The organism is Flavobacterium tagetis, from assembly GCF_016735615.1.
Classification (GTDB): Bacteria; Bacteroidota; Bacteroidia; order Flavobacteriales; family Flavobacteriaceae; genus Flavobacterium; species Flavobacterium tagetis.
This window is the reverse complement of sequence record NZ_JAERSF010000001.1, coordinates 1,035,752-1,056,541: the sequence shown is the minus strand read 5'-3', so window position 1 is coordinate 1,056,541 and position 20,790 is coordinate 1,035,752. Positions and strand designations below refer to the sequence as shown.

Below are 20,790 nucleotides of genomic sequence, written 5' to 3'. Positions count from 1 at the left end.
ATATGACAAAGGAGTTTGTTGATGTTTTAGTGATTGGTGCAGGACCGTCTGGATGTGTTTCGGCATCGTATCTTTTTAAAAACAACGTAAAGGTAAAAGTTGTAGAAAAAACGAAGTTTCCGAGACTTGTAGTAGGCGAAAGCCTTATTCCGCGTGTTATGGATCATTTTGCTGAAGCAGAATTGTTTGACGCCCTTGACGCGATGAACTTCGAAAAGAAATTAGGAGCTCGTTTTATCAGAGGTGAAGAAATCTGCAATTTTGATTTTAGTGTAAAATTTGGCGAAGGTTGGGATTGGACTTGGCAAGTTCCAAGAGCTGATTTTGACAATACAATGGCTCAGGAAATTGTTAGAAAAGGAATTGATCTGGAATTTGAAACTGAAGTTTTGGAAGTTTCTTTTGAAGGGAAAAATTCAAAAACTATTGTAAAAGATAAGGACGGAAACCTAAAAGAAATTCACGCTAAATTTATCATTGACTCGAGTGGTTACGGACGCGTTTTACCAAGACTTTTAGATCTGGATACGCCATCAAAACTAGATCCGCATTCTTCGATTTTTACCCATGTCAAAGATATTAATAGAGAAGAAGGAATAGAGGGAACTCAAATTTCATTTGACATTCTGGAAACTCAAGTTTGGCTTTGGGTAATTCCGTTTTCTAACGGAAATACAAGTTTAGGCGTTGTGGGTCCAACCGATTTTATCAATTCACTTTCTGAAAATAAAGACAATGCTGAGGCTCTTCGAAATGCCATTCAGAAATCGGATTATTATATTAAAAGATTTGCGGGAACAGAATTTTTATTTGAGCCAGTTAAATTAGAAAACTACTCAAGAGCCGTAAAAAGAATGTATGGTGACGGTTTTGCCTTAACGGGAAATAGTTCTGAATTCTTAGATCCAGTTTTCTCTTCGGGAGTTGCTTTTGCAACTGAATCTGGAATGTTGGCCGCAAAATTATATTTGAAAGAATCACAAGGAATTCCTGTTGATTGGGAAGTGGAATTCACGCAATATATGAAACGCGGAATTGCTGTTTTTACCACTTACGTTCAAGAATGGTATACAGGAAATCTACAGACGCTGTTTTTCCACCAACCTGAAAATCCAGATGTGAAAGAAAAAATATGTTCTGTATTAGCAGGATATGTTTGGAACGAAGAAAATCCTTTTGTCAAGAAACATGATCACGTAATAGCGAATATGGCGTATTTACTAAATATGCAAAAAGAACAAAGCCCTGAATAATCAGGGCTTTTTTTTGAATTATAATCCAAATATTTTATCCATTAAAATCCATTTTTGTCCCGGTTTTGCCCAAGGTAAAGCTTGCTGGAATTTCCACATTAAAGTTTCCCATTCCTGAACTTTTTCGTTCTCAGCATCGGCTTTGTCTTTTTTCTCGAAAGTAAAATCGGCATCAGCTTCGATGATCATGAACAATCGATTTCCCGTGCAATAAATATCCAGGACTTCAATTCCAGAATCTTGAATGCTTTTTTTAATTTCTGGCCAGACATTTTCATGCAGTTCTTTATATTCTGCAATCAAATTGGCGTCGTCTTTTAAGTCTAAAGCCAGATAGAATTTTTGAGTTGCCATAATTTTAGTTTTGTTGATACGCTACGGCAGTTTGCTTGCTTGTGCCTAAACCTTCAATTCCTAATTCGATTACGTCACCCGCTTTAATGTAAATTGGATCTGGTTTGATTCCTAATCCAACTCCTGGAGGCGTTCCTGTACTGATTACATCGCCAGGAAGCAATGTCATAAACTGGCTTAAATAATGTACTAAAAATGGAATTTTAAAAATCAAGTTTGAAGTATTACTGTTTTGGAATGTTTTTCCGTTTACAGTAAGCCACATTTTTAAGTTATTTACATCGCCCACTTCGTCCGGAGTTGCCATAATTGGCCCAAGAGGCGCGAAGGTGTCAGAACCTTTTCCTTTTGCCCATTGTCCGCCACGCTCGATTTGGAAAGCTCTTTCGCTGTAATCATTCAAAAGGCAATATCCTGCAATGTAGTTTGGCGCATCTTCTTCAGAAACGTAGCTTGCTTTTTTACCAACAACAAAAGCTAGTTCTACTTCCCAGTCTGTTTTTTCGCTGTTTTTTGGGATGATCAAATTGTCATTTGGTCCGCATAAAGAAGTGGTTGATTTGAAGAAAATAATTGGTTCTTCTGGAATTGCAGCGCCAGTTTCTTCGCAGTGATCTACATAATTTAACCCGATGCAGATAATTTTTGAAGGACGCGCAACAGGCGAACCTAAACGTACTGAATCGCTAACTTCTGGTAAAGATGGATTATTTTTTAAGGCTTCTTCTAATTTTGCTAAACCATCGTTTTCAAAAAAAGCTTCGTTGTAATCTGATACGATAGACGAAACATCATATCTTTTATCATTTAGTAAAACTCCTGGTTTTTCCTTTCCTTCTTCTCCGAATCTAATAAGTTTCATATTTTAATTTTTTTAGTAATATGTATTTTTTTTAGCCACGAATTCACGAATTTTTACAAATCATAATTTGTGAAATTCGCGGTTATTTTAATTCGCACAGATTTCACAAATTTTTTAATCTTTTTAATTCGTGAATTCGTGGCTATTTCCTTTTTTAGTTATTCAATTTAATAAATCCACCATCAATTGGGTAATCTGAACCTGTGATGAAAGAAGATTCGTCGCTGCACAAGAATAAGGCTAAAGTTGCGATTTCTTCTGGTTTTCCCATTCGGCCGATTGGCTGTGACTGTGATAATTTTTCAAAAATTTCTTCTTCTTTTCCAGGATAATTTTTAGCGATAAATCCGTCTACGAAAGGAGTGTGAACTCTCGCAGGAGAAATAGAATTACATCTGATTTTATCATTCAAATAATCTTTTGCAACCGATAAAGTCATGGCCATAACAGCTCCTTTTGCAGTAGAATAAGCAAAACGGTCAGGAATTCCAACCCAACATGCAATCGAAGCCAAGTTCAAAATAACACCTCCGCCAGAATTTCTTAATGCAGGAATTGAAGCGTGAAGACAGTTGTAAACGCCTTTTACGTTTACATTCATGATACGGTCAAAATCAGTTTCTGAAGTTGTGTCTACTTTTCCAACGTGAGCAATTCCAGCGTTGTTTACTAGAATATTGATGTTTCCGATTTTCTCGAAAGTTGAATTTACTTGTTCGTGGTTCGAAACGTCGCAAGCGTGAGCAAAAACACTTCCGCCAGCAGCTTTAATTTCTTCAACGGTTTCTTTTGCGCTTTCTTCTGTCAATTCTAAAACGTGAACTTCAGCTCCTTGTTTTGCCAATAAAACCGAAATCGCTCTTCCAATTCCGCTTCCACCGCCTGTGATAATTGCTTTTTTATTTTGTAATGAAAACATTTGATATAAATTTTTATGAGTTGTTTTTAATAGTCTTTTACAAAGATACGCCGCGTTTCCACGGAATAAAATCGTCTTGGTTTAATTGAACCGCTTTCGGAATAATTTCGCCGCTTGCCGCTTTGATGCAGTATTCTAAAATTTCCTCGCCCATTTCTTCAATAGATTTTTCACCACTAATGATTGGCCCGCAGTCAATATCAATAATATCTTTCATTCTGGTTGCTAAAACCGAGTTTGTTGCCACTTTAATTACAGGGCAAACTGGGTTTCCTGTCGGAGTTCCCAATCCCGTTGTAAACAAAATTAAAGTCGCTCCCGAAGCTGCTTTTCCGGTTGTAGCTTCAACATCATTTCCTGGTGTGCAAACTAAACTTAAACCTGGTTTTGTAACTAGTTCTGTATAATCTAAAACATCAACAACAGGTGAAGTTCCGCCTTTTTTGGCTGCTCCAGCACTTTTGATAGCATCTGTAATTAAACCGTCTTTGATATTTCCCGGTGACGGATTCATATGGAAACCAGAACCCACTTTATGTGCCAGTTCATCATAAGATTCCATTAAATCGATGAATTTTTTAGCCTTATCTTCCGTAACACATCTGTCAATTAAATTCTGCTCAGCGCCACATAATTCTGGGAATTCAGCCAAAAGAATTTTTCCGCCTAAAGCGACCACTAAATCCGAAGTATAACCAACAGCAGGATTTGCAGAAACGCCGCTGAAACCGTCGCTTCCGCCACATTTTACACCAATGCATAAATCGCTTAAAGGCGCTTCAGTTCTTTCGTATTGGTTGATTTCAATCAAACCTTCAAAAGTTTTTTTGATGGCATTTGTAATCAAAACTTCTTCGCTTTCTGTTTGTTGCTGTTCAAAAATAAACAACGGTTTGTCGAACTCTGGGTTTTGTCTTTTTACATCGTTTACAAAATCTTGAACTTGTAAATGCTGGCATCCTAAACTCAAAAGCGTGATTCCGCCCACGTTCGGATGATTCGCGTAAGAAGCCAATAAAGCGCTCAAAGTAGAAGCATCTTGACGTGTTCCGCCACAACCGCCTTGGTGATTTAAAAATTTGATTCCGTCTACATTTTCAAAAACACGTTTGTTTTTTGGAGTCGGATTTAGTTCAATATTGATATCGTTAATGTCATTTCCGTTCAAATAACCTTCCAATAATTCATGTGTAAATTGGTTGTATTTGTCCGTTACAGCATAACCCAATTGTTTGTGTAATGCTTCTTTGATTACGTCAAGATTTCTGTTTTCACAAAAAACAGTTGGAACAAAAAGCCAGTAATTTGCTGTTCCAACGCGTCCGTCTTTTCTTTTATAACCTTTAAAAGTTCTGTTTTCGAATTTTGAAACATTAGGCGCATTCCATTCGTAAGAAGCATTTCTGTAAGCGTACGGATCTGCGGCATGTTTAAGGTTTTCGGTTGTCATTAAACTTCCTTTTGCCAAATCGTTTTGCACTTTTCCAACCAAAACACCGTACATATTTACTTCTTCTCCCTGCTTCATGTCCTGCATGTAGAATTTATGTTTGGCTTTGATGAGGTCTTGTAAAACGTAAGTTTCATTTTCAAAATGAATCGTTTCACCTTTTTGAAGATCGGTTAAGGCAACCAATACATTATCATCTGGATGCAGTTTTACAACCAGTTTTTTTGTGTTATTCTCAGACATTGTGTTGTTGTTTTTTTCTTTTTTTTGATGTCACTGTTTTCCTTTTATAACAAATTAATCCTCTGATTTTGTATAAAATTCGGGCAGTTAACGAAAAATAAAATTAGCTTTTTTACATATTCGTTAATAGTCTAATATTGTCCGTATGTAATCTTTAATTATCTTTGCAGTATGAAATTGGAACAAACCAAAATAACGTCTTATCTCAACACGAAGGTTTCGGTGCTGAATCGTATGGAACCTTTTTTTCAAGCGCCCTTTCATTCGCATCCGGAATTGGAATTGGTGTATGTAAAAGAAAGTTTCGGCAAGCGAATAATTGGAAATTCCGTTATGCCGTTTGAACCCGGAGACATGGTTTTTTTAGGTTCTGATATTCCGCATGTTTGGCTGAATGATGAGAAATATTATCAGGGAATTGAAGATTTAAGAGCCAATTCGATTGTTGTATATTTTCATAAAGATATTTTCGGACCGACTTTTTACGAATTAAAAGAAACCCAAAAAATCAACGAACTCTTTTTTCAGGCAGGAAAAGGAATTTCGATTATCGGAAAAACCAATAAACAGATCGCAAAGAAACTAGAGAAGTTAGTTGCTAAAAAAGACTTTGAAGTTATCGTGGGACTTTTTGAAATTTTGTCTATTCTTTCTGAAAGTCAGGATACGATTTATATCAATGATGAAATTTATTCTTTGATGCAAAAGGATTCGAAAGTAGATCGTCTTTCGGAGGTTTTTCAATATGTAAATAAAAATTACAAAAAGAATATTTCCTTAGAAGAAATTGCCGCTGTCGCGAATATGACACGAACGTCTTTCTGCAGAATGTTCAGGGTAAAAACGAAGAAGAATTTTGTGGATTATCTGCACGAAATCAGAATTTCGAATGCCTGTAAATTGTTATTAGAAACCGATAAAAGCATGTCTGAGATTGCGTATGAATGCGGTTATAAAACGGCTTCAAATTTTAATAAACTCTTCAAAAAAGTTAAAGGAATTACGCCTTCGGATTTTAAGAATAATGCAAAGGTTAGTTTTGCCACTCCCGATAGCTATCGGGAATAAAGATTAAAAAGTATTCAAATCTGTTTGAAAAGAAATAGCCACGAATTCACGAATTAAAATGATAAAAAAAATTACAGTAGATGCGTTAAAAATAAAATTTTGAATTTCACAAATTAAGGTGATTTAAAAATTTGTGAAATCTGAGTGAAATAAAAAAGTAAGCCACGAATTCATAAATTTATTCTCAACGATTATCAAAAAATAATTCGTGAATTCGTGGCTAAAAAAAAATTAAATAGAACGATCTAAATGCGTATAACCACCATCAACATAAATAATCTGTCCGGTAGTATGGCTTGACTTTTCAGACAATAAGAAAACCACCATATTCGCAATTTCCTCCGCTGTTGTCATTCTGTTTTCTAGCGGAATATTTTTGGTAATTGCAGCCAGTTTTTCTTCTTTGTTTTCAAAAGTATTAATCCACGTTTCATAAAGTGGTGTGTAACATTCAGCGACAATTACTGCGTTTACACGAATGCTGTATTTTAATAATTCAACCGCCCATTCTCTGGTTAAAGCATTTCTACCTCCGTTTGAAGCGGCATAAGCTGAGGTTCCGCCTTGACCCGTCTCTGCGGTTTTAGAACCAATGTTTACAATAGCTCCTTTTGATTCTTTAAGATATGGAAGTGCGTGTTGCGCCATTAAATAATAGTGCACTAAATTTTTATGAAGCGAAGCAGCGAAATCTTCATAATTTCCGTTTTCTAATCCAACACCGTCATTAACGCCGGCATTGTTCACCAATCCGTCAATTCTACCGAATTTTGCGATTACGGCTTCAACGGCTTTTTTGCAGTCTTCAGGTTTTGTTAAATCGGCAGCAACTTGATGCGCTTCTTTTCCAATGGCTTTTAATTCTTCTACGGCTTTGATGTTGTCATTTTCGTTACGTCCAACGATAAACGGAATTGCATTTTCTTCGGCCAGAACCTTCACGATTCCTAAACCAATTCCTTTTGCGCCGCCAGTAACGATAATGATTTTTTGGGTTAATGATAACTGCATGGTATTTATATATTATAATTTAAAATTCTTGTTTTGTGAATTAGATTGTCACCCTGAGCGGAGTCGAAGGGCGCTCCAATTGGATGTGGGCTTCGACTCCGCTCAGCCTGACAAAAGTAGATTGTGAAAATCATTCTAATCCTTTAATCTGTGGCTATTTTTAATTCAATAGCAACCTTTTTAAAAATTTACAGCTGTTGTTCATGACAAACAACAGCTGTAAAAATAGAGAGAATTGAACTGATAATTTATTACCAGAACTTAACATAAAGAGCCACGATAATCAGTAACGTAATTACGATTAAAACCGTAGTCTGTGGCTGTACTTTGAACATTCCAGGTTCTGTCTCGAATGCTTTTGGGTTTACTTTTGGACCAGCAAAACTTATCAGAATCATGGCAATCATTGTAAATAAGAATGATAATCCCATACAGATATGGAAAGGAATTTCGAAAGCTCCTTTTCCGTTAGAGTATGCTGTGTATAAAAGTGTGTCGTTTCCAAATAAAGCTGGAGCGTATTCGTTGAATAAAACTGATAATAAGAATCCTAAAATTACACCCACGATTGCAGCTGTTCCAGTAGTTCTTTTCCAGAACATACCTAAGAAGAACATAGCAAAAACCCCAGGGCTAATGAATCCTGTGTATTTTTGGATGTAGGTAAATCCTCCGACACCACCAATTCCTAAAACGTCATTCCAAGTAAATAAAACTGCTAAAAGCATTGCAGCAAAAACGGCAAGTCTACCAATGTTTACTTGTTGTTTTTCGCCAGCATCTTTCTGGATGTATTTTTTATGAATATCTAATGTATAGATTGTAGAGATACTGTTTACTTTTCCAGCTAACGAAGCTACAATTGCAGCAGTTAAAGCAGCAACAGAAAGTCCTTTTAAACCTGTAGGCAAGAAAGTTAATACAGCAGAATAAGCTCCGTCTTTTCCGCCAACTAATTGTGGTAAATGTCCGTTTGTGTATAAAACGTAAGCAGCAATACCAGGTAACATTACGATAAGCGGCATTAATAATTTTAACATACCAGCGAATAAAATTCCTGTACGAGCGGTTTGTAAATCTGCTCCAAGGGCTCTTTGTGTAATGTATTGGTTACATCCCCAATAGTTTAAGTTGATGATCCAGATACCAGCAGCGTAAGATAACAATCCAGGGAAAGTTAAATATTTATCGATTTCAAGCTGAGAAGATGTTGCAGTTGGTTTTGGAATAATCATTTTAAAATGCTCAGGCGCCTCAGTCATTAATACTTTGAATCCTTCAATTGCACTACTGCTTATTCCTAACTTTTCTCCAACAGTTACCAATGCGATATAAGAAGTTACCAAACCTCCAATAATTAAAACGGCAACCTGAATAACGTCTGTATAAGCTACCACTTTCATTCCTCCAAGAGAAATAAATAGAGCAAAAACAGCCAATCCGATCATTATCGCATGAAGATATTGACCTCCAGCAAGACCGTTAATGGCAACAGCTCCCAAATAAAGAATAGAAGTTAAGTTTACAAAAACGTACAAGAACAACCAGAAAACCGCCATAATCAAAGCAGTAGATTCGTTGTAACGTGTTTTTAAGAACTGTGGCATCGTGTAAATCTTGTTTTTAAGATAAACAGGAATAAACCATACAGCAACAATAATAAGTGCAATAGCGGCAAGCCATTCGTAAGCAGCAACAGCGATTCCTAAGAAGAATCCTTCACCACTCATTCCGATGAACTGTTCTGCAGAGATATTAGAAGCAATAAGAGAAGCTCCAATTGCCCACCAAGTTAAATTTCCTTCAGCCAAAAAGTAAGCTTTAGCATCTTGTTCGTCTTGTTTACGTTTGCGGTAAACGGTATAACCGTAGACCGAGACTACGATGAAATAAATAATAAAAACCGCATAGTCTGCGAAAGCGAGGTTTTGGTTCATTGTTAGTAGTATTTTAAATAATTATTATAGGGTTGTTTGTTTATGTGGTTTTAAAATAAGTTTTTGTGTTGTCAAATCTTGTTAAAAATGCAAGATGTGTTTTATTTCTGTTATTTTTTTGCGAAAATAAAGCAGAAGCCAAATGTAAAATAAAAATTTAGAAATCAACTATTAGTAAATGTGTTTTTTACATTTATCCAACAGGAATTGTGTTAAATTTTTAGTTTTGGATGAAGTACAACACCAAACCGTTACGCTTTTACTAGGCTTTTGTAATGTACATCTGAAAGCTGTCTCAAAATTTCAGCACTTTTTTCAGGTGTAATATCACGCTGCGATTCGCCCAACATTTCATATCCAACCATAAATTTCTTTACCGTTGCAGATCTCAACAAAGGTGGATAAAAATGCATGTGGAAATGCCATTCTGGATGGATTAGACCATCTGTTGGCGATTGGTGAATTCCTGATGAATATGGAAATGAAGTATTAAATAAATTATCATACTTCGTTGTAAGTTGCTTTAAGATTTTCGCGAAAGCGGTACTTTCATCGGCAGTAAAATTGGTGATTTTGTTTACAGCTCTTTTGCTGATAATCATGGTTTCGTATGGCCAGATTGCCCAAAACGGAACCAATGCCACAAAATGATCATTTTCGATTACGATACGATCGCCAGCTTTCAACTCGGCTTTTACGTAATCTTCTAACAATGTTGTCTGATTTTTATCGTAGTACGATTTTAAGCTGTTTTGTGTTTTTTCAACCTGAGTTGGTAGAGAAGATTGTGCCCAAATTTGGCCGTGTGGGTGCGGGTTGCTGCAGCCCATAACGCTTCCTTTGTTTTCAAAAATCTGAACGTGGTTGATGAATTTAATATTTCCTAAATCGGTATATTCTTTTTGCCAAGTTCTAATGATATTTTCTATATCGGCAATTTCCATTTCTGGTAAAGTCAAATCGTGTCTTGGCGAAAAGCAAACTACTCTTGAAATTCCCTGTTCTGGTTTTGCTTTAAAAAAAGTATGTTTAATATCGTCTTCAAAAATAATTTCGTCCTGCTTCATTGCAGCAAAATCATTTTCAAAAACAAAACTGCTTTCGTATTGAGGGTTATTCATTCCGTTGGCACGAACATTTCCCGGACACAAATAACAAGTTGGGTCGTATTTAGGAAGTTCTTCGGTTGAAATAGTTTCATTTTGTCCCTGCCAAGGGCGTTTTGCACGATGAGGCGAAACTAATACCCATTCGTTAATTAATGGGTTGAAGCGTCTGTGCGGATCTTCGTTAATGTCAAAATTTTTCATTGTACTGTGTTGTGGTTTTTAAAGTAGCGTTGTTCCGTTTGAGATTTTTACATCATAGAATTTTAATTCAATTCCAAATGTATCTAAATAAAGTTTTGAAAACTTACGCTTAACCTCATTTTCATGCCCTTTTTTAACTAAATTAATAGTGCAGCCTCCAAAACCGCCTCCCATTAGTCGAGAACCAATAATAGCATCGTCTTCTTTTGCGGTATCAACAAGCATGTCCAATTCTTCACAGCTTACTTCATATTCTTGCGATAATCCGTAATGAGTTTCAAAAAGCAATTCGCCTAAATGCTCAATATTTCCTTGGTCTAAAGCTTTACAAGCTTTGATGACGCGGTTTATTTCTTTTACCACAAAATGAACTCTGCTGAAAACCTTTTCAGTCATTTTATCTTTAAGGCTCAAAACTTGCTCTTCTGTAGCGTTTCTAAAAGTTTTCACTTCTGGAAAATGGCTTTTTATAATCGATAAACCTTCTTCACATTCAATTCTTCTGGTGTTGTATTCTGATGTAAAAAGAGAATGTTTTACATTAGAATCAAATAAAATCAGTGAATAATCTTTGAAATCGGCATTGTGATATTCAAAATCTAAAGTATTGCAGTCAAGCTGAATTACTTTGTTTTCAAGACCATGAACACTAGAAAACTGATCCATAATTCCGCAGTTGATGCCAACCCAGTGTTCTGCTTTTTGCCCTAATAATGAAATGTCTTTTTTCTCAATTTTTAAATCGAAAAGAGATTTGATTCCGAAAATCATTCCGCATTCTAAAGCCGCAGAAGAAGATAATCCAGAACCAACAGGAATATTGCTGCTGAAAACACAATTGAAACCTTCAAAAGAAAATCCGTTGTCTTGCAATTGCTTAATAACGCCTCGAATATAATTTGTCCAAACGACATCACTCAATTTCACTTCCTGAGTTAAGTCAATTTCAAATTCTTCATTCAAATCGATTGCAATTACTTTAGAAGTATTGGTGTTATTTTTTTCAAAAGCAAAGCAAATCACTTTGTCAATTGCAGCAGGTAAAACATAACCGTCATTGTAGTCAATATGTTCTCCAATGATGTTGATTCTGCCTGGAGAAAGTACCGTTTTTTGAGGAGAAGACCCGAAAGATTTCTCAAAAAAAGCAACAGTATTTTGTATTAAAATATCATTCATTATAGTTGTTGTAATTGTGGTATTATAGAAATAGTTAGTTTATGGTTTCAAATTTGTAAAGTGTTTTCTGCGTGTATTCTTCCCCTTTTTTCAAAACAGCATTAGGAAAATGAGCTTGATTTGGTGCATCTGGAAAATTCTGCGTTTCAAAACAAATACCGCTTTGAGCATTGTAATCGACATTTTCTTTTCCTTTTAATTTTCCGAAACAATTTCCGCCTACATATATATGTACGCTTGGCTGATCGGTATAAACATTCATTCTTAATTTATTTTTCAAACTAATTAGTTGTGCTACAATTTCAGTTTTAGAATTTACTACAAAAGAATTGTCAATTGGAAACGGACAGTTTTTAGGAGCTCTAAAATCAAAATCATGATCGTTCAAATCGGTAAAATTTCCCGTTGGAATATTATCTGGATTTGTTTCCAGCATTTTAGCCGATTTGATAAACATTTGCTGTTCTAGAACATTTCCGTCATGACCATCAAGGTTAAAATAACTGTGATGTGTCAAATTTATAATTGTATCTTCTGTTGAAATTGCCTTATATTCTAATTTTAATTCGTCTTCTTCTGTTAATGTATAAGTCAAATAAACCGTCATTTCGCCAGGAAAACCTTCTTCCAGATGTTCACTCAAAAGACTAAAAGTAACGGATGGATTTTCTCCAGAAATTACGTTTGCTACATTCCAAATTTTTCTTCCAAATCCCATGTCGCCGCCGTGAAGCGTATTACTGTTATTATTTTCATCTAGTTTAAATTCGATATCATTTAGACTAAAAGATGCTTTATGAATACGTCCAGCGTAACGTCCAACGGTGGTTCCGAAATACGGAGCACTTGGTAAATTATATGATTCTAAATACGATTCTAAATTATCAAACCCTAACACAACATCTGTTAATTTTCCGTTTACCGGAATTTGAATAGAAGTTACCGTTGCACCATAATTGATAATCTGAACTTTCATTCCGTTTTTGTTAACCAGATCAAAAGAATAAATTTCTTCCTTATTAGGCATTAAACCAAACAATTTGCAATTGTGAGTCTCTTTTAAATGCGATATGTGTTTTATTTCCATATAATTTTTACCAAAAATGAAATCCAAAAATAGAAACATTTATTATTTTTGCATACCAGTACCTACCAGTTTTTGTTATTTATAGTCAAAATGACTTTTATTATGAACATAATTTCAATTCAAAATAACATTGGTCTGCCAAAATATAAGCAGATTATTCTTTCAATCGAAAAAGCGATTGAAGAAGGAAATTTAATTAAAGGTGATACACTTCCGTCGGTAAATAAAGTCTGTCTGGCTTTTTCTTTGTCTCGAGATACGGTCTTATTGGCGTATGATGAATTGAAGAAAAGAGGAATTATTTATGCCATCCCAGGAAAGGGATATTACGTTAAAAGCATTGAAATCACTATAACTCAGAAGATTTTTCTGCTTTTTGATGAATTAAATATTTTCAAAGAAGACATTTATAATTCGTTTTTAAAAAATATTGGAAAAAATGTTCAGGTCGATATTTTCTTTCATCATTTTAATGTTCAGGTTTTCAAAAAACTGATAAGCGACAGCAACGGAAATTATACGAAATACATTATTATGCCGACGAACTTAAATGATGTCGTCGATTCTATAAAAACCCTACCAGTAAGCGACGTAATTATTTTGGATCAAACCAATCCAGATTTAAAAATGTTTCCGGCGATTTATCAAAATCATCAAAAAGATATTTACGAAGGTTTAATGAAGGGGAAGTCTAGATTGTCAAAATATAAGAAACTGATCTTGATTTTCCCTGGTTTTAGAGAACCTGCTGGAATGAAACTAGGTTTTGAATTGTTTTGTCAGGCTTATAGTTTTGATTATGAAATTATCTCAGATTTCAGCAATCAGTCTATTGCTTTTGGAGATTTATATATTATTCCTCATGACCGCGACCTACTTTTGGTAATAGAAAATGCAATGAGCAGAAACTTAAAATTGGGAGAGGATTTTGGCATCATATCATACAATGAAACGCCATTGAAGAAAATTGCCGCAAACGGAATTACGACTATTTCGACCAATTTTGAATTAATGGGAAAAATTCTTGCCGATATGGTTCTGAAAGGAATAAAAGAGCAGATCGAAAATAAATCTGCTCTTATAGTAAGGAACTCTTTATAATAAAAAGTTTAATTATAAATTAAGTGCAAAGTTGTTTTGCAGTTTCTCTTCGTATTTCTCCTTATTAAAGGTATACAAGTAAGAACCTTTTCGAGACGACTGCATATCTTTTTCGTCAAGTTTGTTTAAAATCCCAAGCGAATTAATTTTGCTGATGAAGTTTCGTTTGTCTAATTCTTTGCTCAAAATAGCTTCATATAATTCTAAAAGCTGACGCATGGTGAATTTCTCAGGAAGCAATTCAAAACCAATTGGTTTTACAGAAGTTTTGTAACGAAGTCTCTTTATGGCATTTTGAACCATTTCGTTATGGTCAAAAATTAAGTTTGGAGCGTCGTTAATCGGAAACCACTCAGCATGATAATTTTGAATCAATTCAGCATTATGGTTTTCGATATTAATTAAAGCAAAATAAGAAACCGAAATGGTTCTTTCTACAGGGTCACGATCGATTTCACTGTAAGCGTGTAATTGCTCCATATAAATATCGTTAAGACCTGTATACGTATTTAATATTCTGGTTGCTGCAGTGTCTAAAACTTCATCGCGTTTTAGAAATCCTCCAATCAAGGACCATTTTCCTTTTTCTGGTTCAAAATCTCTTTGAATCAAAAGAATTTTCAAACCATCATTATCAAACCCGAAAATGATGCAATCTACCGCCAATAAAACTTTATCAGCAGAGCTATAACTATTTAGCATATATAATTAATTTGGATGGGTAAATATATAAACTTCCTAAAAGGTTTCATAATTATTAATGTGATATTTACACTTAATTATGATTTGTTACGAAAAATGTGTTTTTTGGTTTACAATTATGGGAATTGCGGATAAAATTTTGTTCGGCTTAGAAGTGTCCAAATTTAGTGCAAAGTTTTTTATTATAACAAATTTTCTAAATATTGCTTTCTAATTATTTTAAAGGAATTGTTGGGAAATTTGTTTTTAATTATGGTTAAATTGACTATTAGTTAATTTTTTAACTACATTTACAAATGTTTAAACCACACTTAATTGCTATTTAAGTCTGCTTTAAAACTTAAAAAAAGCATTCAATTGCTTTATTGAAAACTTACTTACCATTAAAAACCACATTATGAAAAAACCACTTTTCCTTTTGGTGCTGGCACTGTTTTGTCAGTTCGCATTTTCTCAAATCACTACAATTTCGATAAAAAACAATAATGATTCGCCCATTATTAGCAAGCATATTTATGGTCATTTTGCCGAACATTTGGGACATTGCATTTATGGAGGATTTTTTGTTGGAGATACTTCTAAAATTCCAAATACCAACGGAGTTCGAAATGATATTGTAAAGGCATTAAAAGATTTAAAAATTCCAAATTTGAGATGGCCAGGCGGGTGTTTTGCCGATACGTATCATTGGAAAGACGGAATTGGTCCAAAAGAACAGCGTCCGACAATTGTGAACCAATGGTGGGGAGGAGTAACAGAAGACAATAGTTTTGGAACGCACGATTTTTTAAACATGTGCGAATTGCTTGGCGCTGAACCTTATTTGTCTGGAAATGTTGGAAGTGGAACAGTTCAGGAATTGGCAGACTGGGTGCAGTATACCAATTTTGGAGGCAAAAGTCCGATGAGTGATATGAGAAAGAAAAATGGAAGAACCGAGCCATGGAAAGTAAAATACTGGGGAATTGGAAATGAAGCTTGGGGATGTGGAGGAAATATGACCGCAGATTATTACGCAAACGAATATAAAAAGTTTGCCACTTTTATGTCTGATTGGGGAAATACAGGTGGAATTACAAGAATTGCGTCTGGAGCAAACAGTTCTGATTACAATTGGACAGAAGTTTTAATGAAAAATATTCCGTTAAATATGCTTGGCGGTGTAGGTGTGCATCATTATGCTGTAATCAATTGGGACAAAAAAGGTGCCGATGTTGATTTTACCGAAAAAGAGTATTTCTTAACCATGCAGTCTGCCTTAAAAATGGAAGAATTAGTGACTAAACATGCTGCTGTTATGGACAAATACGATCCAGAAAAAAAGGTGGCTATGATTGTAGACGAATGGGGAGGCTGGTATGAAGTTCAGAAAGGAACAAATCCTGGATTTTTATATCAGCAAAATACTATGAGAGACGCAGTTTTGGCAGGCGCAACTTTAAATATTTTCAATAATCATGCAGACCGAGTTAAAATGGCAAATTTGGCGCAGTGTGTTAATGTGCTTCAAGCGGTTATTTTGACCGACAAAGCCAAAATGATTACAACGCCAACTTATCACGTCATGAAAATGTACAGCGTACATCAAGATGCTAAATTGATTCCGATCGAATTTAAATCACCTTCTTATACTTTTAACGGAGAAAGTATTCCAGCAGTTTCGGCTTCGGCTTCAAAAGATGCAAGCGGATTGGTTCATATTTCATTAGTAAATGTTGATGCCGTAAATAAAAATAAAGTGGAAATTGATGTGGCTTCGCTTGGCGCTAAAAGCTATACCGCAAGTATAATTACAGCTTCAAAACTTCAGGATTATAACTCTTTCGAAAACCCAAATAAAATTATTCCAGTTGTTTTTAAAGGTTTTGAAAACAAAAAAGGAAAGTTAGAAATTACAATTCCACCATTTTCGGTATTGGTTTTAGAGGGAAAATAACATTTAAATAATTAAATTTTTTTCGGGACAGATGCGATTTTCTGGATTTTAGATGAAATAATCGCAATGTTATAAATGTATTGTTAACATTTATTTTTTGAAAAGGTGCTAAAATGCTGTTTTAATGCATTTATAGCAAAAATGAATTATGCAATTTCAATTAAGTGTTTTTTGTACACTTATAAAATATTTATCTCTATATTTGTCAATATTTTAAAATAAAATACGAATGAAAAATTATGTAATAGGATTGGACTACGGAACAGATTCTGTTCGCGCGGTGCTGATTGACGCTGAAAATGGACAAGAGTTGGCATCCAATGTTTCTCATTACAAAAGATGGAAAAACAAGCAATATTGTGATGCCTCTATAAACCAGTTTCGCCAGCATCCTTTGGATCATATCGAAGGTTTGGAAATTACAATTCAAAATGTAGTTAAAGAAAGTAAAGTTGATCCTTCACTGGTAAAAGGAATTTGTATCGATACAACAGGATCATCTCCAGTTCCGGTTACAAAAGACGGAACGCCATTGGCTTTGACAAAAGGTTTTGAAGAAAATCCAAATGCCATGATGGTATTATGGAAAGATCATACTTCGATAAATGAAGCAAACGAAATTAACGAACTGGCAGTAAGCTGGGGTGGAGAAGACGTAACAAAATACGTTGGAGGAATTTATTCTTCGGAATGGTTTTGGGCAAAAATCCTTCATATTGCAAGACAAGACGAAGCGGTTAGAAATGCAGCACATACTTGGATGGAGCACTGCGATTTAATGACGTATTTGTTAATTGAAGATAAAGATTTAAAAACCTTCAAAAGAAGCCGTTGCGCTGCGGGACACAAAGCAATGTGGCACGCAGACTGGAACGGATTGCCGCCAGTTGAATTTTTAGAAAAATTACATCCGTATTTAGCACAGCTTCGTGGTAATTTATATGATGAAACCTATACTTCAGATTTAGTTGCTGGAAAATTAAGCCAAGAATGGGCAGAGCGTTTAGGACTTTCAACAGAAACAGTTGTTGCTGTTGGAACCTTCGATGCGCATTCTGGAGCAGTTGGAGCAAAAATCGAAGAGAATACTTTAGTTCGTGTTATGGGAACTTCCACTTGCGATATCCTTGTGGGTTTTTATGATGAGGTGGGAACAAAAACGGTTCGCGGTATCTGCGGACAAGTTGACGGATCTGTTATTCCAGGATTTATTGGTTTAGAAGCGGGACAATCTGCTTTTGGAGATTTATTGGCTTGGTACAAAGAACTTTTAATGTGGCCGACAGAACATTTATTAGGTTCTTCATCTGTTTTAAATGAGGCTCAAAAAGAGCAGTTAAGAGAGGAATTCAGCGATAAATTAATTGTAGAATTAACAAAAGAAGCAGAGAAAATCCCCGTTTCAGAAAGTCTTCCAATTGCTTTAGACTGGATTAACGGAAGAAGAACTCCAGATGCTAATCAGGAATTAAAAAGCGCCATTTCAAATTTATCATTAGGAACAAAAGCACCTCATATTTTTAAAGCTTTAGTAAACGCAATTTGTTTTGGAGCGAAGAAAATTGTAGATCGTTTTGAAGAAGAAGGTGTGAAGATTGACAGCGTAATCGGAATTGGCGGTGTTGCTAGAAAATCTCCTTTCATCATGCAGACTTTGGCTAATGTTTTAAATAAGCCAATTAAAATTGCAGCTTCAGACCAAACACCAGCTTTAGGTGCAGCAATCTATGCAGCCGTTGCAGCTGAAATTTATCCAAATGTAATCGAAGCAAGCCAGAAAATCGGAAGTGATTTCGACGGAGAATATTTCCCTCAAACAGACCAAGTTGAAGCGTATCATAAACTGCTTTTGGGATACGAACAATTAAGTGCTTTTGCAGATCCAAACCTTAAAATATCGCAACATGAGCTCTCAATATAAAGATTTAAAACAAGAATGTTACGAAGCCAACATGCAGTTAAATGCATTGAATTTGGTGGTGTATACTTTTGGAAATGTAAGTGCCGTGGATAGAAAAAATGGTGTTTTTGCCATTAAACCAAGCGGTGTTCCTTATGAAGATTTAAAACCTGAAGATATCGTAATTGTCGATTTTGATAATAATGTTATTGAAGGCACAATGCGTCCGTCATCGGACACAAAAACGCATGCTTATTTATACAAACATTGGCCAAATATTGGCGGAGTGGCTCATACACACGCTACTTATTCTGTGGCTTGGGCACAATCGCAACAAGATATTCCAATTTTCGGAACAACGCATGCCGATCATTTAACGGCAGATATTCCGTGTGCGCCCCCGATGGCAGATCATTTAATTGAAGGAAACTACGAACACAATACCGGAATTCAGATTCTAGATTGCTTCAAAGAAAAGAATCTTTCTTATGAAGAAGTAGAAATGATTTTGATTGGAAATCACGGTCCATTCGCATGGGGAAAAAATGCAGCAAAAGCGGTTTACAACAGTAAGGTCTTAGAAGTTGTGGCAGAAATGGCTTACTTGACTTTACAAATAAATCCAAACGCACCAAGATTAAAAGATTCATTAATAAAGAAACATTACAACCGTAAACACGGAAAAGATTCGTATTACGGACAGTAAAGGCTTTGTTTCAGGTTTCAGGTTTTTTTAGTTTCAAGTTGTTGGGACGTAAAATTTGGAATGTGAAACAAACAAAACAGAAACAATAATATAACAAATCGAGTTTTCAGATTCCAATAACCTGAAACCTGAAACTTGAAACAAAAAATAACAAAATGATAGACATTTCTCAAAAAGAAGTATGGTTTGTAGTAGGAAGCCAGGAATTATACGGTGAAGAAACACTTAGAAAAGTAGCAGAACATTCTCAAATTATTGCAAAAGGATTAGACGCTTCGTCTTCAATTCCGGTAAAAGTGGTTTACAAAGATGTGGTGAAATCTCCATCGCAGATTTTAGATGTTTGTTTGGCAGCAAATTCTGCTAAAAACTGTATCGGAATTATTGCTTGGATGCATACTTTCTCTCCAGCAAAAATGTGGATTGGCGGTTTAAATATCTTTAAAAAACCATTATGCCATTTACATACACAATATAATGCTGAAATTCCGTGGGGAAGCATAGACATGGATTTCATGAACTTGAACCAATCGGCTCACGGAGATCGTGAATTTGGTTTTATCATGTCTAGATTACGTAAAAAACGTAAAGTTGTTGTTGGACACTGGGAAGATCAAAGAGTTCAAAAACAATTAGGAATCTGGTCAAGAGTAGTTCTTGGATGGGACGAACTTCAAAACTTAAAAGTAGCTCGTATTGGAGACAACATGCGTGAAGTTGCCGTTACAGAAGGTGATAAAGTTGAAGCTCAAATTCGTTTCGGAATGTCTGTAAACGGTTACGATTCTTCAGATGTTACCAAACATATCGAAAAAGTAACGGACAAAGAATTAAACGATTTATTAACAGTTTACGAGCAATCATACAACTTAACAGATTCATTAAAAGAAGGCGGAGCACAAAGAAGTTCTTTGGTTGAAGCGGCAAAAATCGAATTAGGATTAAGAGCTTTCCTTGAAGAAGGAGGATTCGGCGCTTTTACAGATACATTTGAAAACCTTGGCGTTTGGAAACAACTTCCAGGAATTGCGACACAAAGATTAATGGCCGATGGTTACGGTTTTGGTGGAGAAGGAGACTGGAAAACAGCTGCAATGGTTAGAGCTTTAAAAGTAATGTGTGTTGGTTTAGAAGGCGGAACTTCTTTCATGGAAGATTATACGTACCATTTCACACCACAAAAATCATACGTTTTAGGATCTCACATGTTAGAGATTTGTCCATCTATTGCTGATGGAAAACCTTCTTGCGAAGTTCACCCATTAGGAATTGGCGGAAAAGAAGATCCTGCACGTTTGGTGTTTAATTCGCCTGCAGGAGATGCAATCAATGTTTCTTTGGTGGATATGGGAACTCGTTTCCGTTTAATCGTGAACGAAGTTGAAGCTATAAAACCAATGGCAGAATTACCAAAACTTCCTGTCGCTAGAGTTTTATGGGATTGTAAACCAAATTTAGAAGTTGCAGCAACAGCTTGGATTTTAGCTGGAGGAGCGCACCACACGGTTTACAGCCAGTCGATTACAACAGAATATATGGAAGATTTTGCAGACATCGCTGGAATCGAATTATTGGTAATTGATGAAAAAACAACTGTAAGAGAGTTTAAAGATAAAATCAATGCTAACGAAGCGTATTTCCATTTGTTTCAACATGGCCTGTAAGGCAGTAAAATGTAATTTGTAAGATGTAAAATGTGAAAAAACTTAAAAAGGTAATTTTTACATTTTTAAAATGATTAAATTTCACATCTAACAATTTACATCTAACAT

Annotated in this window: 17 protein-coding genes; 7 read left to right on the top strand and 10 right to left on the bottom strand. The window is 35.2% G+C overall.

What is annotated here, in order from left to right:
* Nucleotides 1–2: 2 nt before the first annotated feature.
* Nucleotides 3–1,253, top strand: a complete 1,251-nt coding sequence (locus JI750_RS04560; RefSeq protein WP_201999146.1) for an NAD(P)/FAD-dependent oxidoreductase — start codon at nt 3–5, stop codon at nt 1,251–1,253.
* Between the two features lie 18 nt (nt 1,254–1,271).
* Here the strand turns inward: JI750_RS04560 and JI750_RS04555 are convergent, their stop codons facing one another.
* The 4 genes from JI750_RS04555 to JI750_RS04540 form a co-directional block, all read right to left on the bottom strand.
* Complete coding sequence (locus JI750_RS04555; protein ID WP_201999145.1) at nt 1,272–1,607, bottom strand: L-rhamnose mutarotase; 336 nt, start codon at nt 1,605–1,607, stop codon at nt 1,272–1,274.
* Between the two features lie 4 nt (nt 1,608–1,611).
* Nucleotides 1,612–2,469, bottom strand: a complete 858-nt coding sequence (locus JI750_RS04550) for a fumarylacetoacetate hydrolase family protein (RefSeq protein WP_201999144.1) — start codon at nt 2,467–2,469, stop codon at nt 1,612–1,614.
* A gap of 154 nt (nt 2,470–2,623) precedes the next feature.
* Complete coding sequence (locus JI750_RS04545) at nt 2,624–3,388, bottom strand: SDR family NAD(P)-dependent oxidoreductase (RefSeq protein ID WP_201999143.1); 765 nt, start codon at nt 3,386–3,388, stop codon at nt 2,624–2,626.
* 37 nt (nt 3,389–3,425) lie between these two features.
* Nucleotides 3,426–5,081, bottom strand: coding sequence for a UxaA family hydrolase (locus tag JI750_RS04540; RefSeq protein ID WP_201999142.1), 1,656 nt, complete (start codon nt 5,079–5,081; stop codon nt 3,426–3,428).
* A gap of 171 nt (nt 5,082–5,252) precedes the next feature.
* On the opposite strand from JI750_RS04540, the gene JI750_RS04535 reads away from it, so the two are divergent.
* Nucleotides 5,253–6,149, top strand: a complete 897-nt coding sequence (locus JI750_RS04535) for an AraC family transcriptional regulator (RefSeq protein WP_201999141.1) — start codon at nt 5,253–5,255, stop codon at nt 6,147–6,149.
* A 231-nt stretch (nt 6,150–6,380) separates the two neighbouring features.
* Here JI750_RS04535 and JI750_RS04530 read toward each other — a convergent pair whose 3' ends face one another.
* The 5 genes from JI750_RS04530 to JI750_RS04510 all read right to left on the bottom strand — a co-directional run bounded on the left by JI750_RS04530 (nt 6,381) and on the right by JI750_RS04510 (nt 12,673).
* Complete coding sequence (locus tag JI750_RS04530) at nt 6,381–7,160, bottom strand: L-fucose dehydrogenase (RefSeq protein ID WP_057115557.1); 780 nt, start codon at nt 7,158–7,160, stop codon at nt 6,381–6,383.
* 251 nt (nt 7,161–7,411) lie between these two features.
* The gene (locus tag JI750_RS04525; protein WP_201999140.1) at nt 7,412–9,097 is read right to left on the bottom strand and encodes a sodium/sugar symporter; all 1,686 of its coding nucleotides are present in this window, start codon (nt 9,095–9,097) and stop codon (nt 7,412–7,414) included.
* A 251-nt stretch (nt 9,098–9,348) separates the two neighbouring features.
* The gene (locus tag JI750_RS04520) at nt 9,349–10,407 is read right to left on the bottom strand and encodes a UDP-glucose--hexose-1-phosphate uridylyltransferase (protein ID WP_095930661.1); all 1,059 of its coding nucleotides are present in this window, start codon (nt 10,405–10,407) and stop codon (nt 9,349–9,351) included.
* Nucleotides 10,408–10,425: 18 nt separating this feature from the next.
* Entirely contained in the window at nt 10,426–11,586 is a 1,161-nt protein-coding gene (galK, locus tag JI750_RS04515) for a galactokinase (protein WP_201999139.1), read from the bottom strand.
* 34 nt (nt 11,587–11,620) lie between these two features.
* On the bottom strand, nt 11,621–12,673 hold the full coding sequence (locus JI750_RS04510; protein ID WP_201999138.1) for an aldose epimerase family protein: 1,053 nt from the start codon (nt 12,671–12,673) through the stop codon (nt 11,621–11,623).
* 102 nt (nt 12,674–12,775) lie between these two features.
* Here JI750_RS04510 and JI750_RS04505 point away from each other — a divergent pair, with 102 nt between their 5' ends.
* Nucleotides 12,776–13,774, top strand: a complete 999-nt coding sequence (locus tag JI750_RS04505; RefSeq protein WP_201999137.1) for a GntR family transcriptional regulator — start codon at nt 12,776–12,778, stop codon at nt 13,772–13,774.
* Nucleotides 13,775–13,786: 12 nt separating this feature from the next.
* Here the strand turns inward: JI750_RS04505 and JI750_RS04500 are convergent, their stop codons facing one another.
* Nucleotides 13,787–14,476: an NUDIX hydrolase gene (locus JI750_RS04500; RefSeq protein ID WP_201999136.1), complete on the bottom strand. Its 690-nt coding sequence runs from the start codon at nt 14,474–14,476 to the stop codon at nt 13,787–13,789.
* 397 nt (nt 14,477–14,873) lie between these two features.
* Here JI750_RS04500 and JI750_RS04495 point away from each other — a divergent pair, with 397 nt between their 5' ends.
* The 4 genes from JI750_RS04495 to araA all read left to right on the top strand — a co-directional run bounded on the left by JI750_RS04495 (nt 14,874) and on the right by araA (nt 20,682).
* A complete protein-coding gene (locus tag JI750_RS04495) occupies nt 14,874–16,412 on the top strand; it encodes an alpha-N-arabinofuranosidase (RefSeq protein ID WP_236672971.1) in 1,539 nt (512 codons plus the stop codon).
* A 229-nt stretch (nt 16,413–16,641) separates the two neighbouring features.
* Nucleotides 16,642–18,333, top strand: a complete 1,692-nt coding sequence (locus JI750_RS04490) for a ribulokinase (protein ID WP_201999135.1) — start codon at nt 16,642–16,644, stop codon at nt 18,331–18,333.
* On the top strand, nt 18,317–19,018 hold the full coding sequence (locus tag JI750_RS04485) for an L-ribulose-5-phosphate 4-epimerase (protein ID WP_095930674.1): 702 nt from the start codon (nt 18,317–18,319) through the stop codon (nt 19,016–19,018). The genes JI750_RS04490 and JI750_RS04485 overlap by 17 nt, the downstream gene beginning before the upstream one ends.
* Nucleotides 19,019–19,173: 155 nt before the next feature.
* Nucleotides 19,174–20,682 carry an L-arabinose isomerase gene (gene araA / locus JI750_RS04480; protein WP_201999134.1) on the top strand — a complete coding sequence of 503 codons (1,509 nt, stop codon included), beginning with the start codon at nt 19,174–19,176 and terminating at the stop codon, nt 20,680–20,682.
* The last annotated feature ends 108 nt before the right edge of the window (nt 20,683–20,790 follow it).

Coding starts and splice junctions, on each gene's coding strand:
- JI750_RS04485 (WP_095930674.1), top strand. CDS start 18,317: ATGAGCTCTCAATATAAAGATTTAAAACAAGAATGTTACGAAGCCAAC.
- JI750_RS04505 (WP_201999137.1), top strand. CDS start 12,776: ATGAACATAATTTCAATTCAAAATAACATTGGTCTGCCAAAATATAAG.
- JI750_RS04555 (WP_201999145.1), bottom strand. CDS start 1,607: ATGGCAACTCAAAAATTCTATCTGGCTTTAGACTTAAAAGACGACGCC.
- galK (WP_201999139.1), bottom strand. CDS start 11,586: ATGAATGATATTTTAATACAAAATACTGTTGCTTTTTTTGAGAAATCT.
- JI750_RS04510 (WP_201999138.1), bottom strand. CDS start 12,673: ATGGAAATAAAACACATATCGCATTTAAAAGAGACTCACAATTGCAAA.
- JI750_RS04520 (WP_095930661.1), bottom strand. CDS start 10,407: ATGAAAAATTTTGACATTAACGAAGATCCGCACAGACGCTTCAACCCA.
- JI750_RS04560 (WP_201999146.1), top strand. CDS start 3: ATGACAAAGGAGTTTGTTGATGTTTTAGTGATTGGTGCAGGACCGTCT.
- JI750_RS04545 (WP_201999143.1), bottom strand. CDS start 3,388: ATGTTTTCATTACAAAATAAAAAAGCAATTATCACAGGCGGTGGAAGC.
- JI750_RS04525 (WP_201999140.1), bottom strand. CDS start 9,097: ATGAACCAAAACCTCGCTTTCGCAGACTATGCGGTTTTTATTATTTAT.
- JI750_RS04495 (WP_236672971.1), top strand. CDS start 14,874: ATGAAAAAACCACTTTTCCTTTTGGTGCTGGCACTGTTTTGTCAGTTC.
- JI750_RS04530 (WP_057115557.1), bottom strand. CDS start 7,160: ATGCAGTTATCATTAACCCAAAAAATCATTATCGTTACTGGCGGCGCA.
- JI750_RS04540 (WP_201999142.1), bottom strand. CDS start 5,081: ATGTCTGAGAATAACACAAAAAAACTGGTTGTAAAACTGCATCCAGAT.
- araA (WP_201999134.1), top strand. CDS start 19,174: ATGATAGACATTTCTCAAAAAGAAGTATGGTTTGTAGTAGGAAGCCAG.
- JI750_RS04550 (WP_201999144.1), bottom strand. CDS start 2,469: ATGAAACTTATTAGATTCGGAGAAGAAGGAAAGGAAAAACCAGGAGTT.
- JI750_RS04490 (WP_201999135.1), top strand. CDS start 16,642: ATGAAAAATTATGTAATAGGATTGGACTACGGAACAGATTCTGTTCGC.
- JI750_RS04535 (WP_201999141.1), top strand. CDS start 5,253: ATGAAATTGGAACAAACCAAAATAACGTCTTATCTCAACACGAAGGTT.
- JI750_RS04500 (WP_201999136.1), bottom strand. CDS start 14,476: ATGCTAAATAGTTATAGCTCTGCTGATAAAGTTTTATTGGCGGTAGAT.